Genomic DNA, 15,809 nt, shown 5'->3' with positions numbered 1-15,809 from the left:
AAAATAAAATTATTACTAAAATTCCAGTGTGAAATTTATGTAGAATCTTGTATAATTAACATGTTTCTTTGGAAACATTTTCTTACGCTTTAATTATAGGGCTTAATAGAGCGAAGGAAGGAAATACATACATGTAAATAATAGATAAATAGAATGGAACATGTATATAGAAAAAGGAGAAAAATGATGGCGTGTCAAAAACAAGGGTTACAATTTATTCGTAATAGAAAGAGGAATAATCGATGAAAATGAAGCATGCTTTTGGTCCAATTATTTTAGCGTGTTTACTCTTTTTCATTGTAGTGCTTATCCCATCTAAAAGTTTAGTATCACTTATTAGCGATAAAAAGGTTGAAGATGCGGCAACTTCCTTACAAAAAGAGAAATTACAAAGTGTTTTCCTACAACAGAAAATGTTAGAGAACTCGCAGTATTTACCGATGTATGGTTCATCAGAATTTTTACGAATGGATGCATATCATCCGTCTAATTATTTCAAAGTAAACCCTGCAGGTTTTACACCATTTCTAATAGGAACTGGCGGTACGCAAAGCTTGGCTCATATTTTAAATATGACGTCTACAATGGATGAATTAGAAGGTAAAAAAGTAGTCTTTGTTCTTTCACCACAATGGTTTACAAAAACGGGTGTATCACAAGGGGACTTTTCAAATAATTTTTCTAAACAACAAGCATATCATTTTATTTTTAATGATGAAATTAATCCTGAAATGAAGAAGAAAATTGCGAAACGTTTACTAGATTATAAAGTTGTTCGTAAAGATGCGATATTAAGTAGTTCGCTAGAAAGTATTGTATATAACGATACAAAACATAACATCAAAGCTGGACTAGCTAAACCGCTAGCATATATGTACCGGAATATTTTAGATCATAGAGATTTATTTAATTCTCTATTTAAGATCGAACCAATGGAAGAGAAAACAAATACGGGACTGCGTTCAATTTCTTGGGAAGATGCACGTAAACAAGCGGAACAAGAAGGTAAGGCGGAATCCACAACAAATACATTCGGAATAGAAAATCCGTATTACTATAAACATAATTTAAAGAAAAAGTTAAAAGCTTTAAAAAACTTTAGAGCAAATGAATCGTATGATGAATCACCAGAATATGATGACTTACAAATTGTTTTAGATCTTTTCAAAGAAAAACATGTAAAACCACTCTTTATTTCTGTACCTGTAAACGGACCGTGGTATGATTACGCTGGTTTCCCAAAAGAACGCCGTGATGTGTATTATAATAAGGTTCGCGAGCAAGTCGAGAAAGCCGGATACCCAGTAGTCGATTTTTCTAGCCATGAATATGATAAGTATTTCTTAAAAGATACAATTCATTTAGGCTGGAAAGGCTGGATCTATTTTGATGAAGCAGTGCAGAAATTTTACTCTGAAAAATAATGTATAAACAATGGAAACAGGAATGGCGATAAAGCCGTTCCTGTTTTTTAATATAAAGTATTTTGATGTGGACAATTTGGAAAGGCGTGTATATCTTGAATTTGTCTAAAGTCATAATGTTTCATGGCGAACTGAGCTTGGTAAAGGTATTCGTAAACAAATAATTGATTATTTTGTACGCCGCATAAAACACCGGAAGTCCCTTGCCCATTAATGAGAGAAATACCAACAGGGCGACCAATTAAGTATGGTATTTTTTGCTGCCAATGCATAGGGGAATCACTCCTTTTTGAGTTACTATACGGAGTTACAAATAAATTGTAACTTATCCATGTAAATCTTAAACTGGAGGGTTTTAATGAAATATCTAGAAGTCATTAATATGAATGAATTATAAGTGTGGAAGAGGAGTGAATTATGGAGAAAGAAAGGATTCTGGAAGAAAAGCTAAGCCTAATAGAATGGTGCCAAACATTGAAGGGTATATCTGATGATATATGGTTTCAATCATTTAAAAAAGGTTCATGGGGAACTGCGGATGTGATTTCACATTTTATAGTTTGGGATGAGTTTTTAATGAAGTATAGAATGTTGTACTTTATAAGCTCGCAATATGTACCTGATGTTCCAACGGATGTGAAAGAAATGAACAAGAGTGCAATGAGATATGCGAGGTCTGGTATTTCTAAAGAAGAATTAATAGATCAGTTTATATTCACTCGTAAACAATTAGTTGATCAAATTAACTAAATTCCTGCCCGGAATTTTAATGATGACTATCAATTCGGCACAAAAAGAGTGAGATTAAACGATTATTTTTCATCACTCATTCAACATGATTTAAAACATAAAGAAGAAATTATACAATTTCTAAAAAAATGGTGTCTACAATAAAAACCGCTATAATTCTAATTGAATGTATAACGGTTTTTATTTAGAATTTTAAGCAAGGTTTTTACGTTTTTTTAACCATATTTTTATCGCGAAATATAAAATAATAAGAACAACTCCGCCAATAGCGAAAGATTTCACATATGGTCCGGCAACGTCATTTATATTACCCCAGTTTTCTCCAAGTTTTTCACCTAAATAAATGAAAATGATAGACCAAGGAATAATCGCAAGCCCTGTTAAAGTAATGAAACGTGAAATTGGCATTTTTGTAATCCCAGCAGGAATTGAAATTGCATGACGAACGACAGGAATGAAACGTGCAGTGAAAATTACGCCAGTTCCGTATCGATTAAACCAATCTTCAGCAGCATCAATTTGTTTTTTATGAATGAAAATATACTTCCCATAACGTCCTAAGACTGGGCGACCACCGTATCGTCCAATCCAATAAATAAAGACTTGGGCAATGATTCCGCCAATGGTACCGAATATAACTGCACCTACAAATGAGATACTTCCAGTTGATACTAAGTATCCCGCATAAGCAAGGACAATTTCACTTGGAATAATCTCAATCATAAGTCCAAGCATAATGCCCCAATAACCTAATCCTTCAAAAAACGTTAATACTGAATGAATAAAACTACTTAACATTGTTGCACCTTCTAGTTCATAAATTTTTAGGGTGAAGTTCTTTTTATTTAACAACATAAAAAGTTCACTATATGCAAATTATACCTTATTAAATGAACATATTGCCATCTCAATACTTTTTTATGTCTCGTATTTGTTTTCCTTGTATTTATAGTAAACGATATAAATTGAGTTTTCATGAAGAGATAATGAAAAAAATATTAAAAATTTCTCATATTTAAAGAGAAGGAAAGGGGTTAGTAGACTGAACGGCATTAATTTAATTGGAACGATCTATTCTTATTTTTCACTTTATAAAACAAAAATCAAAAAATTCTTAAATTTCAATTTTTAAAGATTGTTTATTACAGTATAATGGAATATGTTAGGGAATTTATTTGTGTAAGGAGGGATAATCTTGTGTACTTTTAAATATCATACAAGAACAATAAAAATTACGTTGTCCAGTATTAAGCCTACTTATAATCGGTATGTTAAATCTTAAGCAATAATGATCTGAAATGAACTTGCGTGAGATTATCGTAAATAGATAATCTTTTAAATATGCTTATTGGTAAAGGATTATTAATATACTTATCTAGGTTTATGGACTTCTTATCCTAGCAGTATTGTTCTTGCTATAAACTAGGAGGAAGCAAATTAAATGATGAATTTATTGTCCAAACCAGTGAAAATAAAGGGAAATGAATTGGAAGAAGTCTTAAAGGAAATTCAAAGTGGGCAAACAACATGGGATGAAAAGAATAAGACTGATATTGTTAAAGCGATGATTAACCATATTGGTTCGACGGATAGCGAACTTAGAGAATTGATTTACAGTTCTTTTTCTCAATTGATATTAGATAATGAACTAGCGCATGAGTTATTAGTGGAAATATTAGATTTTTGTTTAAGTGACTTGTTATTTAAAGGGATTGGTGAGAATGGGACAGATACTGTATTTACAAGGTCATTTACCTCACTTTTAATTGAACTCATTTTGTACAAGGATAACGAAAATCAATTTCTATCTCAATCCATTATTTATAAAGCAAAAGATGAGTTAATTCATTATATTAATTTAGAACAGGATTTAAGGGGATATGTCCCTGAAAAAGGGTGGGCTCACAGTGTTGCACATGTGGCTGATGTTTGTGTGGAACTTGTAAAAAACGAAAAAATTGAACAAAAGTATTACTCAGAAATATTAGAAACGCTTTGGAAAAAAATATTCTATACAAAAGGTGTTTATATCCATAATGAAGACGGGAGAATTATAAGACCAATTCTAGCAATGTTAAATCGAGGATTAGAGATAGAGGGAGTAGAAGCATTAATCAAAGGTATACCAATGGAAATGAAATGTCAAAAAGAAGAGCTTGATGATGAACATTATTTGTTCCTAAAAGCAAACTGTAAGTTATTTTTAAAAAGTTTTTATATAGAAATTAACTCAAATTCTAATTTGTTATCACTGCAAAAAAATATTGAAACTTGCTTATCAGAAATTTAAAGGATTAATTACTTGTTCAAATATCGGGGACATAAATGAAAGGACATTAAATAACTTTATTTTCATATTAAAATAGGAGCACTTTTGCTCCTATTTTTTATGGTTTCACATCTAAATTTTGTAAAAACAATGTTGCTGTCACATATCGTTTCGCTAGCATTTGTACATATGCGGTATGTACAGAGAGTGTAGCGATAATAATAGCGTTACGAATTGCTTCGCGTTGTTCGTTATTTATTTGATCGAACTTGCTTGCGATTTTATCAGCTTTTTCTTTTACAATATTTTCAATCGTATGAATTGTATCTGTAGCATTTAGTTGTATGCAATTCCCTTGATTTAGTTCTTCAAATAAAGAGGAATAAGCAACATATAAATGAACAGGGTTAATTAAATCATCACTTCGATCAGCCGGGTCATTTACGATGAGTCGTAATAGTTTACGAATAGATTCAAAATCAAGCGCTGTTTTTAAATCTTCAACAATGAATAGTAAGGCTGCTTGTTCGATTGAGTATTTCTTCCCTTTTTGAGGGGAGCCAATCATTTCTTTTATATCTCGTTTCACCCAGTTTTGCATAGCAGTTACAGAGAAACTCGTGTTTTCAATCTGATTGCCAAGCGCAACTATTTCGTTTAAAGAAAAACCGACGTCCGTATCGTCAATCTTAATCAGTTTTTCAAAAATAGGTGAAAGTGCGGTTGTAATAAAAGCAGTGACGCTTTGTCCGCTTTCAATATCTTTTTTATGTGACTTTGCCCAAGCTTCTTGTAAAATACCGAGAGGCTTTTTCGTATTCCATCCTCTTAGTGATAGAAGTAGCGTTGCCATTTCGTTTCGTGTGAGATGAAATGTTTCCATCTTTTCACCTCCAAAATTATAAAAAGTTCTTATGAACTTATAATATGTTTTGTTTCATTTAAAGTCAATTCCGTTTTGCTTAATTTTTCCTATGTTATGAAATTTTCGTAAGTAAATAATGCTTGCATATTTCGACAAAAGTTCATATAATAAGTTCATAAGAACCTTTAAAATGGTTTTAAAACAAATCTATCATTCTAAATTTACAAGAAAGATAGATTTCACATATATCTATATAAAAGGAGAATGGATATAATATGTTGAAAAAACTTGTAGCAGTAATGACAGCATTCATGGTTATCTTTGGGGCTAGTAGCTTTATGTTCGTAGATCATGCGGCAGCGAAAAGTTACAAATCTGGTAAAAAATCATATACACCAAGTTCAGGTCAAAAGTCAAAAGTTGATTTAAACAAAAAAGATTCTAATGTAAATTCACAAAAAACAACAACTGATTCAAAAACAAAAGCAACAAACACAGCGCCAAAAAGTAATAAAGGAAGCTTTATGAAAGGTTTATTACTAGGTGGTCTTGGTGGTTTACTAATGGGTAGCTTATTTGCAAATATGGGAGCTCTTGGTTCTGTATTAGCGTTTATGGTAAATATGTTAGTAATGGCTGGTATCGTAATGTTAGCAGTTCGTGCATTCAAATACTTCAAAGACCAACGTAAGAAAAAGGCGGATGAAGTAGCATGGAAACAATAAAAATTTCTGAACAAGAGCTTATAAATGCACTTTGTGTATATATCGCTGAAAAAAGACAAGTTGGACCAGAAGAAGTTTTAGTTGAACTAATGTATGATGACGACTACGGTTTCTCTGCTGAAGTAGAGGTAAATGGTCGCAAGCAAATATTAATTCAAGCAAACTTAATCGAAGCACTACGCTTGTTGCTTGACCGAGAATATAACGTCAATTCATTTGCAGCAAGATTGCAACTTGAATTAGATGATGAAGAAGGCATTTACGCATTAGCGAAATTTAATAATAACGAACAATAAAACTGTTAGAGCTGTATGCTCTAACAGTTTTTTTATTTTGATTCATATTGTTAGTATGTTTCTTCTTTTAGGATAAAATCCAGTATGTCATGTACGTTCAATTTAGTATTTGCATCATTTTAACTATCTAATCCAAAGTTGGTCATCAAATAAATCGTAAATTTCATTTGGAATATTTTTTATGACATAAAACGACTTTTATTTATCTATTCGACGAATTGTGACAAAAGAGTTACAACTATTTTTGTTATGATGTTTTAGAAATCATATATTTTGTTATTCAAAGCGAGGTAGAAGAATGATGGTGTGAATTTAGCTGAATTTCCTTATAGAGGTTCTTGAAAAGGGAATGTATCAATTGTGGATATTAGAAATATTCAGATAGGGAGAGCGGAACATGGAAACACAAACTTATAAATATCCTAGGCAAAAGATTAATGGAATTTGGCTAATAATTGCTGGAGCAGCAATGTTCTTACTTTTAATAAAACATAACGGATATCCAAATGTGTGGCCTTTTATTATTGTTTATATATTAGGAATGATATGGCAATTGAGCCCTAAAACTAGGAGGAGATTAGCGGTTAGTTCTGGAACACCGGAACAAAAAAAGTGGGCTAATTTTTCAATAATTATATTGGCTATTTTAGTTTTTCTCGCTTTTCATTTTGGTGGTGATGATTATAGAAGTTGTTGGCTATTAATTCTTTTAGCAGTAGGTATTCACTTTATACCGTTTATTCCAGTACATGGGAAGATTATGTTTTTGCTGTCTGTTATTTTAATAATCAATGCATCCATAGGATTAATCATTACTAACGTAAATCTAGATGTCTTTTTTGTAGTAGATGGTTTAATAAAAATTTTATTTGGTGTAATTTTTATTAGGTTAAGTCCTATTGATTTTTAAAATATAGTTGATAAAAATTTTAGAAAAGAAGGCATAGTAATGATATTTTTTATGTTAGTTATTAGTGTAGGATTAATATTTTTTGTTCATTACATAACGAAACAGGTGTTTAAGTATGAAGTAAATCATCTCAGTACAAAAAAACGCTTTATAATAAATCTTTTGCAATTTGTTAGAATCGCGCCATTAATTGCAGTACTTGTAATATGCATACTGGTTTTAACAACTTTGCATACGAAAACAGGTATTCGACTATCTCATGCATGGTATGCTGCGCAATTCTGGGCTTATTATACGTTTTTGTATTGTATTTATATGATAACTAGGAAAAAACTGCTTCTGTTTTCCATGGTTATAGCCTTAATAATGGCCATTTATTACACTCCATTATTCCGCTTTGAAAACCAATTTATAGGACTGTATGTAGTTGTCGCTAATATTTGCGGAGTTTTAATGTTTGTGAATTTATGGATGGCGATATCGAAAGTTTTAGTCGGAATGAAAAATAGATAATTACTTTTGGTTCCTGTAATTGACGTAACAGAAATACTAGGTGTAGTACTAAAAATTATAAAAAAAGCGGTGGAAATGAATCCACCGCTTTTTTTATAAACTAGTTTTTCACGCTTCCATTTGTTGCTTTTCTTCAAATGATTGAAAATCACGCCAAATCTCATTCATCTTTCGTCTACCAACATCAACCATTGGATTAAACTGAATTGTAGCTTGTTGACGTACAGTGTGGACGTTTTGAATTGCTTGTTGTAAGTGTTGCTCAACCGAATTGGAATTTCTACTAGCTTGTTTTACAATTGAATATCCGGCGACATTTCCTTGCGCCATCGCGATTTTTCCGCTTTCAATTCCGGTAATATTTCCAGCTACAAATAAACCTGGAAGGGGGGTTTCCATTTCTTCTGAATGAAGTGGAACATGTCCGCCTAATTCCGGAATGTAATGGAAAGGGCATCCCGCTACAGCAGCAAGCTCGGCAAGCGGATATAAACCTCCAGCAATACAAACGAAGTCTGCCTCATATATCTTTTCTGATCCGTTAATAATATTCCCTTTAGAGTCAATGTTAGCAACACGTACACCTTCAACTTGATCTGTACCGATAATTTCAAGTGCAGCTTTTCGGAGATGAAGTGGTGTTCCGTTTATTTTCATCCCGTTATTTGGATAGAAGGTTAATCCAGCTTTTCGAATCCAATCATATTTCATAAAACGGCTACCTATGCGTAAGAAAGCGGACGGAGCGAGGTGAGCTGCATTTAAAAGGGAGTTCAAAACTTCCTCTGGTTCACCAGCTTTTTGGCTTAACTCGCTTTTTTCTGGAAGTACAATGTGATCCACTGTAATTCCAGCTAGTTGCAATTCGTTTAAAATGGCGAATGACAAAATGTTAGCACCGATAATTATTCCTTTTTTACCAACTTGAACTCGGTGGACATTTGTCATAACTTGAGCCGCTCCAATTGACATAACCCCTGGAAGTGTCCAGCCAGGTAGGGGAATAGAATACTCCGCAGCCCCAGTAGCAATAAGTACAAACGGCGCTTCTAACGTACCGATATTTGTATGTACGAACCAACAACTTTCATCTTTATCTAAATTATAGACGGAAACACCACATCGAATTTCGACTGAAAGTGATTTTGCTTCTTCATGAAGACGTTTCGATTCTTCTATTCCGTTCCACCAATCTCCAGTAGGCTCTTGGTGTAACTGTCCTAATAATCGTCCGCCAGGTTTCATAAATTCATCAATAACAAGTACGTTAAGTCCAAAACGTGCACAAGAGATGGAAGCTGATAATCCCGCCGGCCCTGCGCCAATAATAATTACATCGCTCATCGCTTTTTCACCATCTCTCTTACGATATTTGGATGCTGTTTTCCGCTTTCAACAACCATATCGTTTTCTACAACAGTTAAGCACGCTCGTACGTTCGTTTGATTGTTTACCGTCACTCGGCATTCAGAACAATGCCCGATATTACAATAAATACCTCGCGGCGTTCCACTATCTTCATGGACTCTTAACGTTCGTATTCCGTTTGCTAGTAAAGCAGCCGCTATCGTTTCATGTTCATATGCTTCGTATTGTTGACCGTTAAATTGAAAAGTGATGCGCTGACTATTATTTAAACTACCTAAAATAGGGTGATGTGTAATTCTACTCATTGATTTTCACCTACCGCTCCGAAAGTAACTGCACGTATTGGTGGCTGATATTTTAATGGAATTTCATTAGGAGTTATGTCAGGGTTTGTACTTTCAATCATTCGATCTATCATCATTCTACATGTGCGGCCACCACAAAATCCCATGCCAGCACGTGTTCGTAGTTTTAATTCTCTTGCCGAGCATTTATATTCAGCAATTGTCGATTGTAGTTGTCCGTATGTAACTTCTTCACAACGACAAACAATTAAGTTCTCTTTATTCGTCATATGTATTCCTCCTCTAGTTCGGTTTTCACTAATTATGATGCAAAAACTATGCCAATATAGAGGAGGAGTGGGTGATTATTGTAACCCAAGTCTTTTTAAACGGTTATATAATGTGGCCCTCGTTACCCCAAGTTGTTTCGCACATTCTAATTTATTACCATCTAAAATGCGTAAAGCTCTTTCAATTACCTTTTTCTCGTGCTCATCCATCTCTTCTTGTAATGAAAGAATCGTGTTATTGTTGCTGTGTAATGGGGAATGAGACGTTTGGTTCTCTAAAGTATCATTTGTATGAAACGGTAAATATTCTTGTTTTATAATGCCGTCTGACGCAAATACGACGAGTCTTTCAACTACGTTGCGGAGCTCGCGGATATTCCCTGGCCAATTGTAATGAAGCAACTCATGCATAATGCTTGAAGGTAAGTCGCGAACTGGTCTGTTATAGTTTATTGAAAAATCGTTTAAGAAGGAGTACGTTAATTCGATAATATCTTCTCGTCTTTCGCGTAGCGGTGGAATATGCAAGCTAACTACATTTAAGCGATAATATAAGTCTTCTCGGAAAGTTCCTTTTCTCATTTCTTCTTGTAAATCACGATTTGTAGCAGCGATGATGCGGAAATCTATATTTATTTCTTTTTCTCCACCAACTCGGTAATACTTTCGTTCTTGCAGTACACGTAAAAGTTTCACTTGCATATCGAGCGGCATTTCGCCTATTTCATCGAGGAATAAAGTACCGCCTTGTGCAAGCTCTATTTTACCTTTCTTACCTTTACTATTCGCACCAGAAAACGCTCCTCGTTCGTAACCGAATAATTCACTTTCAAATAATGCTTCTGGAATTGCACCGCAGTTAATCGAAATGAAAGGGGCATTTGCTGTTTCGCTCGCCTCATGTATTGCCTTCGCAAATACTTCTTTTCCAACACCACTTTCGCCAAGTATTAAAACTGTAGATTTCACAGAACAAACCTTTCTAGCTAATTGAATCGTTCTTTGTATGACAGGGCTTTTTCCATTCATCGCATGGAAAGGGTCAGATGTATCTTTATATTTTGCAACTTCTTGTTCTAAACGGTGCATTTCATGCGACATATTAAATAATTTTTCATTCAATACAACTTGATTTGTAACATCTGTTTCAGAAACGACTGCTCCGATAATTTCATCGTTACAATAAACAGGGTTTGAATTAATTAATACGAACAAATCAGGACGAGGCTGATGGAACTGGGCGATTATACTTTTTCCGTCATGTAATGAATGCAAAATTTCTAAATCTTTATAATCAAAAAAACGAGTGATGGGTTGTCCGATAATTTCATTCTGGTTGACTGAAAAGATTTTCTCAGCACCATCTGTCCAAGTACGAACGCATTCTTTATCGTCGATGACTGTAACAGAAGAATCCGACGTTTGAATAACAGTGTTATAAAAAGCTTGTAGTTCATTGTAGTACTTATAAAGAAAAGGAATCATTCGCTGAGCAGTTATACAGCATATAGGCTCTTGATTTTCGTTCATAATAACAACTGCTGAATAGCTAGAAAACGCTTCGATTAAAGCAGGGAAAGAGTCCTCTTCATATATAACTGCACACCTCCATTCTTCACTAGATGAAGGGATGTAATAAAATTTTTCACCTTCCTGTTTCATGTGCTTAACGATACTTGTACGATCAATTGACAAAATTTTTATAAACTCTTTTATTGTTGGAAATGAAAATGCCATAGTGCCCTCCTGTTATGTATAAAAATTTAGACAGTGATAAAAAAATAATACACCTATTTACGATAAATTTAAAATATTTTTACAAATAAAAATTATTTCATATAAATATTTCTGTATGTAGAGTTGGCACATCAATTGCATAAATAGAAAGTGAGAGATTTAGGAGAAAGGAGGGGTGCTATGTGAGACACTGTGACGTTTTAATAATAGGCGGTGGTATTATAGGATGTTCTATCGCTTATTACACATCAAAATATGGAAGAGACGTAACAATCATTGAAAAAGGGGAATTTGTCAGTGGGACGTCTTCACGGTGTGACGGGAACATTTTAGCGATTGATAAAGATCCAGGGTTTGATAGTCAAATGTCGTTAGTAAGTCAAAAATTAGTAACTGAATTAAGTGAAGAGTTGGAGCACTCATTTGAATATAGGGCACCAGGAAGCATTCTCGTTTGTGAATCAGACGAAGAGATGGAGGCAGCACAGCAATGGGTGAATCGTCAAAAAGAAGCTGGTTTACCGTTTCGAATGCTTGATAGGCAAGATATAAGAGAGGAATCACCATTTTTTGCAGATGATTTATTGGGTGGTTTAGAATGCGCAACTGATTCAACTGTAAATCCATACCTTCTTGCTTTTTCACTTCTTGCAGAGTCGAAAAAATTTGGTACGAAAGCTTTTAATCATACAGAAGTAAAGGAAATGAAAAGGGATATAGACGGATCCTTTATTGTAGAAACTACAAATGGGACGTTTACCGCGAAGCAAGTTGTGAACGCAGCCGGTGTTTGGGCTCCTAAAATCGGACAGATGTTAGATGTGAATATCCCAATTGAACCGAGAAAGGGACATATTATTGTAGCTTCAAGACAACAGCACGTAGGTTCTCGTAAAGTAATGGAATTTGGTTATTTAATTTCTAAATTTGGTGGAAAACGAAAAGTGGATGCTTTAACTGAAAAATACGGGGTAGCTCTTGTGTTTGAGCCAACAGAAAGCCAAAATTTTTTAATTGGTAGTAGTAGAGAATTTGTAGGGTTTCATACGAGAATTAATAACGAGGTAATTAAATGTATTGCGAATAGAGCAATTCGTTTTTATCCGAAAATGGCGGATATGATGGTAATTCGTTCATATGCTGGATTACGCCCGTGGACAGAAGATCATTTGCCGATAATTTCACGAGTGGAACATATTCCGAATTATTTTATTGCAGCAGGACATGAAGGTGATGGAATTAGTCTTGCAGCAGTTACTGGGAAAGTGATTGAAGAGTTATTAAATGAAAAAGAAACAATCATTCCTATTGAACCACTTCGTTTGAGTCGTTTTACAGAAAGGGTGTTAAACGGATGAGGTCACAAAGAGTCTTTACGACAATTGATACACATACGGGCGGGAATCCAACGAGGACATTAATTAGCGGACTTCCTAAGTTAATTGGAGAGACGATGGCAGAGAAGATGTTACATATGAAAAAGGAGTATGACTGGATTCGAAAATTGTTAATGAATGAACCACGTGGTCATGATGTAATGTCAGGGGCACTTTTAACAGATCCGTGTCATCCGGAAGCTGATATAGGCGTTATATACATAGAGACAGGTGGATATTTACCGATGTGTGGTCACGATACAATTGGTGTATGTACAGCTTTAGTTGAATCAGGTTTAATTCCCATAGTTGAACCAGTTACTTCTTTAAAGCTAGATACACCAGCTGGCTTAGTTGAAGTAGATATTACTGTTCAAAATGGTAAAGCGAAAGAAGTCTCCTTCTGTAACATACCAGCTTTTTTACTGAAAAATATTTCTGTACACGTCGATGGAATTGGAACTGTAGAGGCTGATATTGCGTATGGAGGGAATTTCTATGCCATTATCGATGCGAAGTCAGTAGGTTTAGAGTTAGTGCCGGAAAACGCTTCTACAATTATTGATAAGGCGATTCATATTAGAAATACAATTAATGAGAAGTTTGAAATCATTCATCCGCAATATTCGTTTATAAGAGGATTAACACATGTTGAATTTTATACAGATCCTACTCATGAAAGTGCGCATGTGAAAAATACAGTTGTAGTTCCACCAGGAGGAATTGATCGATCTCCATGTGGTACAGGAACATCAGCGAAGTTAGCTGTATTATACGCTCATAAAAAAATCGACATCAATGAAGAATTCGTTCATGAGAGTATTGTGGGCTCTCTATTTAAAGGGTGTGTCATAAATACGACATATGTAGAAAATATTGAAGCTGTAGTAACGAAGATTACCGGTTCAGCTTGGCTTATGGGAATGCATAGATTTTTTTACAATGAGAAAGATCCACTTAAAGAAGGCTTTTTGCTAATTCCGCCGATGGAACATGAAACGGAGGATGTAAAATGAACATTCAAAAAATGTATACAGCAGTAGATGTGCACGTAGCTGGCGAAGCATTTCGTGTAATAAAAGACGTACCATGCAAATACTACTACAGTTTAGAACATTTAAATGAACAATTTTCAGGGGAATTAGCAGAAGAAATGCAGCTTTTATTAAATGAACCACGTGGTTTTATCGGGTTAAATGGATGTATTGTCGTTCCTTCAATTCATAAGGAAGTTGATGCAGCAGTATTGTTTTTTAATCATGAAGGATCCATTCCTCTCCATTACGGCGGCATTGTTGCGGTAATAACGATGTTACTAGAAAGCGGATATTTAAAAAAGAGAGAGTCTAATCAATACAAAATTGAAACGTTATCCGGCGTATTTTCAGTCAACGCTTATGTAGAGCATGATGAAGTTATATCTGTTTCGCTTGAAAGCAAATTATGTTATATGGTTGAGAAAGACTTGAAGATTGGTAATATACGTTATTCTCTCATACAAGCAGATAAAGTATATGCAGTTGTAGAAAAGGATACGTATTCGCCAGAAATTTGTATTGAAAACATCTCTAAATTAAAAAAATGGGGAGAAGCTACACTTCAAGCTATTCAAAAACAATCTATTATAAAAAGACTTATTTTAGTAGACCCTTCGTCAAAAGAAGAAAACCATATAAAGACGATTACATTTCATGAGGATAACTTTATTGTGCGTTCACCGGGGTTTGTTTCTACAATTGTGTCTTATGTTAATGCTTTATTTAAAAATGATCTTACAACGGATAAACCTTTTAAAAACGAAAGTATATTTAATAGCTTTATAACAGTGGAAAAAGTGAAGAAGGAAGAAACAGGATACATTTTCCGTTTTGAAAGTAGAGGGTTTATTACAGGGATGCAGACGTTTCTATTAGACCCTACAGATCCATTTCCGACAGGTTTCTTATTAAAATAAAATGTTAAAGGGAGAGATAAGGATGCAAAAAATTAAAGGGGCATTTCCAGTATTAATAACGCCGATGGATGAGTTTCAAGAGATTAATTGGAATGGGGTAAAACAAAACGTAAACTACTTTATTGAGCAAAAAGTAGCTGGAATTATTATTAATGGAAGTACAGGAGAATTTGTTAGTTTATCAAAAGAAGAGCGATTTAAGATGGTAGAAACAGTATTGAAAGAAGTTGATGGCCGTATTCCAGTAATTGTTGGAACTGCTGCCGAGACGACGAAAGAAACGATTGAATATACGAAATATGCAGAAGTGCACGGAGCGGATTGTGCATTAATTATTAACTCTTACTATTGTAAACCGAAAGAAGAGGAAATCTATTTTCATTTTAAAGAAATCTCAAACGCTGTAAATATACCAATTATGTTATACAATAATCCGTTTACTTCTGGTGTTGATATGAGTACAGAGCTTATGCTTCGAATCGGAAAAGAGTGTGAAAATGTTACACATATTAAAGAATCTAGCGGAGATATTCGAAAAGCGAGAGATTTAGTAAGACAAAGTGAAGGTGCTTTTCAAGTCTTCTGCGGATCGGAAGATTTAGTTATGGAATCTTATTTAGTTGGTGCAACGGGATGGGTTTCAGTAGCAGGAAATATCGTTCCAGGTCTCGTTACGAAAATGTATGAGCATTTTCAAAATGGTGAATTAGAAAAAGCGTGGGAGATAAATGATGCTATTTTACCCCTATGCGAATTTCTTGAAGGATCAGGGAAATATGTACAAATCGTTAAACGTTCAATGGAATTACATGGGCAAGCTGGGGGGCCTTCACGTTATCCGAGACTAGGATTAACTATAGAAGAAGATCAAAAACTTCAAACAATTTTATCCCGCATAAATGGGCAGTATGACTCCTACCTCAAAATGCGGTAGATGCAAGAAAGTTAGGTGGGGATGGGAGTCGGACTGCCCGTAAAAGTCCGATTGGTTCAACTAATAATCAGTGGGGAAAAACCCCCCCACTAATTAAAGTTTCACTTTATCAGA

General features: G+C 34.3%; 17 protein-coding genes and 1 pseudogene. 11 read left to right on the top strand and 7 right to left on the bottom strand.

Annotated elements, in window-relative coordinates; all coding sequences use genetic code 11:
• Positions 1-242 precede the first annotated feature (242 nt).
• Positions 243-1,424, top strand: a complete 1,182-nt coding sequence (gene dltD, locus VK90_RS05490) for a D-alanyl-lipoteichoic acid biosynthesis protein DltD (RefSeq protein ID WP_048371048.1) — start codon at positions 243-245, stop codon at positions 1,422-1,424.
• Positions 1,425-1,471: 47 nt separating this feature from the next.
• On the opposite strand, the gene VK90_RS05485 is transcribed toward dltD, so the two are convergent.
• A complete protein-coding gene (locus VK90_RS05485) occupies positions 1,472-1,696 on the bottom strand; it encodes a hypothetical protein (protein WP_048371045.1) in 225 nt (74 codons plus the stop codon).
• 145 nt (positions 1,697-1,841) lie between these two features.
• Between VK90_RS05485 and VK90_RS05480 the strand changes: the two are divergent.
• Positions 1,842-2,340: pseudogene (locus VK90_RS05480) on the top strand (DinB family protein).
• 26 nt (positions 2,341-2,366) lie between these two features.
• Here the strand turns inward: VK90_RS05480 and VK90_RS05475 are convergent.
• The gene (locus VK90_RS05475) at positions 2,367-2,972 is read right to left on the bottom strand and encodes a DedA family protein (RefSeq protein WP_048371043.1); all 606 of its coding nucleotides are present in this window, start codon (positions 2,970-2,972) and stop codon (positions 2,367-2,369) included.
• Between the two features lie 643 nt (positions 2,973-3,615).
• Here VK90_RS05475 and VK90_RS05470 point away from each other — a divergent pair.
• Positions 3,616-4,464, top strand: coding sequence for a DUF2785 domain-containing protein (locus tag VK90_RS05470; RefSeq protein ID WP_082147799.1), 849 nt, complete (start codon positions 3,616-3,618; stop codon positions 4,462-4,464).
• Between the two features lie 97 nt (positions 4,465-4,561).
• Here VK90_RS05470 and VK90_RS05465 read toward each other — a convergent pair whose 3' ends face one another.
• The gene (locus VK90_RS05465) at positions 4,562-5,326 is read right to left on the bottom strand and encodes a DUF1836 domain-containing protein (protein ID WP_000447229.1); all 765 of its coding nucleotides are present in this window, start codon (positions 5,324-5,326) and stop codon (positions 4,562-4,564) included.
• A gap of 257 nt (positions 5,327-5,583) precedes the next feature.
• Between VK90_RS05465 and VK90_RS05460 the strand changes: the two genes are divergently transcribed.
• From VK90_RS05460 to VK90_RS30515, 4 genes are all read left to right on the top strand, one after another.
• Positions 5,584-6,033 carry a hypothetical protein gene (locus tag VK90_RS05460; RefSeq protein WP_002172319.1) on the top strand — a complete coding sequence of 150 codons (450 nt, stop codon included), beginning with the start codon at positions 5,584-5,586 and terminating at the stop codon, positions 6,031-6,033.
• A complete protein-coding gene (locus VK90_RS05455; protein WP_002172318.1) occupies positions 6,021-6,329 on the top strand; it encodes a YxcD family protein in 309 nt (102 codons plus the stop codon). Before VK90_RS05460 ends, VK90_RS05455 begins: the two co-directional genes overlap by 13 nt.
• 397 nt (positions 6,330-6,726) lie before the next feature.
• A complete protein-coding gene (locus VK90_RS05450; protein ID WP_048371041.1) occupies positions 6,727-7,239 on the top strand; it encodes a DUF6609 family protein in 513 nt (170 codons plus the stop codon).
• 39 nt (positions 7,240-7,278) lie between these two features.
• On the top strand, positions 7,279-7,752 hold the full coding sequence (locus VK90_RS30515; RefSeq protein ID WP_048371039.1) for a hypothetical protein: 474 nt from the start codon (positions 7,279-7,281) through the stop codon (positions 7,750-7,752).
• 108 nt (positions 7,753-7,860) lie between these two features.
• Here VK90_RS30515 and VK90_RS05440 read toward each other — a convergent pair whose 3' ends face one another.
• The 4 genes from VK90_RS05440 to VK90_RS05425 form a co-directional block, all read right to left on the bottom strand.
• Positions 7,861-9,096: an NAD(P)/FAD-dependent oxidoreductase gene (locus tag VK90_RS05440; RefSeq protein WP_048371037.1), complete on the bottom strand. Its 1,236-nt coding sequence runs from the start codon at positions 9,094-9,096 to the stop codon at positions 7,861-7,863.
• Complete coding sequence (locus VK90_RS05435; RefSeq protein WP_025148574.1) at positions 9,093-9,425, bottom strand: (2Fe-2S)-binding protein; 333 nt, start codon at positions 9,423-9,425, stop codon at positions 9,093-9,095. The genes VK90_RS05440 and VK90_RS05435 overlap by 4 nt, the downstream gene beginning before the upstream one ends.
• Positions 9,422-9,694, bottom strand: coding sequence for a (2Fe-2S)-binding protein (locus VK90_RS05430; protein ID WP_002172313.1), 273 nt, complete (start codon positions 9,692-9,694; stop codon positions 9,422-9,424). The genes VK90_RS05435 and VK90_RS05430 overlap by 4 nt, the downstream gene beginning before the upstream one ends.
• A 75-nt stretch (positions 9,695-9,769) precedes the next feature.
• Positions 9,770-11,431, bottom strand: a complete 1,662-nt coding sequence (locus VK90_RS05425) for a sigma-54 interaction domain-containing protein (protein WP_048371036.1) — start codon at positions 11,429-11,431, stop codon at positions 9,770-9,772.
• A gap of 182 nt (positions 11,432-11,613) precedes the next feature.
• On the opposite strand from VK90_RS05425, the gene VK90_RS05420 reads away from it, so the two are divergent.
• From VK90_RS05420 to dapA, 4 genes are read left to right on the top strand one after another with little or no spacing between them, the layout of a single operon-like run.
• The gene (locus VK90_RS05420) at positions 11,614-12,789 is read left to right on the top strand and encodes an NAD(P)/FAD-dependent oxidoreductase (protein WP_048371035.1); all 1,176 of its coding nucleotides are present in this window, start codon (positions 11,614-11,616) and stop codon (positions 12,787-12,789) included.
• Positions 12,786-13,823 carry a proline racemase family protein gene (locus VK90_RS05415; RefSeq protein ID WP_048371032.1) on the top strand — a complete coding sequence of 346 codons (1,038 nt, stop codon included), beginning with the start codon at positions 12,786-12,788 and terminating at the stop codon, positions 13,821-13,823. The genes VK90_RS05420 and VK90_RS05415 overlap by 4 nt, the downstream gene beginning before the upstream one ends.
• A complete protein-coding gene (locus VK90_RS05410; RefSeq protein WP_048371030.1) occupies positions 13,820-14,761 on the top strand; it encodes a proline racemase family protein in 942 nt (313 codons plus the stop codon). Before VK90_RS05415 ends, VK90_RS05410 begins: the two co-directional genes overlap by 4 nt.
• Position 14,762: 1 nt before the next feature.
• A complete protein-coding gene (gene dapA / locus VK90_RS05405; protein ID WP_156185361.1) occupies positions 14,763-15,695 on the top strand; it encodes a 4-hydroxy-tetrahydrodipicolinate synthase in 933 nt (310 codons plus the stop codon).
• The last annotated feature ends 114 nt before the right edge of the window (positions 15,696-15,809 follow it).

Source organism: Bacillus sp. LK2, from assembly GCF_001043575.1.
Classification (GTDB): Bacteria; Bacillota; Bacilli; order Bacillales; family Bacillaceae_G; genus Bacillus_A; species Bacillus_A paramycoides.
Note: the sequence above shows the minus strand (reverse complement) of the source record. Positions and strands in the feature narration are given on the sequence as shown.